This window comes from Paenibacillus sp. P4_E11 (genome assembly GCF_056401635.1).
In genome coordinates this window covers 1-1489 of sequence record NZ_JBFUIX010000453.1, presented here as the reverse complement: position 1 = coordinate 1489, position 1489 = coordinate 1, and the positions used below count along the sequence as shown (strand labels likewise).

The window sequence follows — 1489 nt, the reverse complement described above, 5'->3', positions numbered from 1 at the left end:
CCCAGGAGAGCCGGAACAAATGCATATCCTTAATCGCGCTTGCAGGAGACGGGAGTTCAGTCAGGTCATAATGTAGCGGAATGCTCTTGCGGAAAACCAAGATCAACATCAATAAGCTCGAGAGTAACGAGAATACATTAACGACCAGCATTCGACTAGCATATTCCACGAAGCCGATTCCGAAGTAATCGGCGGACACAATATTGGTCAAGTTGCTCACAATGAGCGGAAGTGAAGTCGTATCTGCAATAAATCCTCCTGCCATGACGAAGGCGAGGACTGGCCTGTCTTCCAGACGAAGAGCTCTTACTTGAGCCAATACGATCGGGGTCAAGATGAGAGCCGCGCCATCGTTGGCGAATAGCGCCGATACTGCGGCACCAAGCAAGATCATGTAGACGAACATGCGTTTACCGTTGCCGCGGGCAAGCCGGGTCATATGGAGCGCAGCCCATTCGAAAAATCCGATCTCATCCAGTATGACGGATATCACAATGAGCGCCACGAACGTTAGTGTGGCGTTCCACACAATACCTGCCACGGTCCAGACATCTGCCCAGCCTACAATTCCGAATGCTAGCGCCAGTAATGCCCCGCCAGCCGCCGGCCAACCAATTCTCAGTCCTCGCGGCTGCCAGATGACGACGATCATAGTTACGATAAACAAGCCAACCGCAATTCCTGTAAACAATTGCCCATTCTCCTCTCTTAATCCTTCCTACTATATAACGAATCCCGTTCTATTGAAAAGCGCAAAGGAAAGGGAGAACTTATGTTTGTGCGAACTCGGGTTCTATGGTATAATTTACACAATTGATAAACCTATTGGAGTGAGCGATGTGAGCAAAGTCTCGAACCGGCAGCAAGCTATATTAGATTTCATTAAGAGTGAAGTTCGCGAGAAAGGGTACCCTCCTTCCGTTCGTGAGATTGGCGAAGCGGTCAAGCTGGCTTCTAGCTCCACCGTTCACGGCCATCTGGATCGTCTGGAGAAGAAAGGCTTGATACGGAGAGATCCAACGAAGCCGAGAGCTATTGAGATCCTGGATGGCGACCTGTCTTCCTCTCCATTCTCACTCAGTGTTGCGCGTGTTCCATTAGTTGGTCGAGTCACAGCAGGAACACCGATTACGGCAACGGAGAATATTGAAGAATACTTCCCGCTTCCTTCTCATTATGTGAAGGACGACAACGTCTTCATGCTAAGAATTGTTGGAGAGAGTATGATCGAGGTCGGTATTCATAATGACGATTTTGTCATCGTGAAGCAGCAGCAATCTGCGAACAATGGCGATGTTGTCGTCGCGATGACGGAAGATGATGAAGCGACCGTGAAGACCTTCTACAAGGAACGCGATCACATTCGTCTCCAGCCTGAGAATGAATCGATGGAGCCGATCCGGCTGAAGAACGTTACCATCCTCGGGAAAGTCATTGGTCTGTTCCGTAACATTCACTAAGTCTCGTTGTTGTACAAGCCGTCCACTGA

General features: G+C 49.4%; 2 protein-coding genes. One reads left to right on the top strand and one right to left on the bottom strand.

The genetic code is table 11. The annotated features are described in order from the left end of the window. A partial coding sequence (locus AC1DWB_RS35035; RefSeq protein ID WP_477545680.1) for an ArsB/NhaD family transporter occupies positions 1 to 652 on the bottom strand: 652 nt, incomplete at its 3' end. Between the two features lie 187 nt (positions 653 to 839). On the opposite strand from AC1DWB_RS35035, the gene lexA reads away from it, so the two are divergent. Further along, positions 840 to 1460, top strand: a complete 621-nt coding sequence (gene lexA / locus AC1DWB_RS35030; RefSeq protein WP_477545679.1) for a transcriptional repressor LexA — start codon at positions 840 to 842, stop codon at positions 1458 to 1460. The last annotated feature ends 29 nt before the right edge of the window (positions 1461 to 1489 follow it).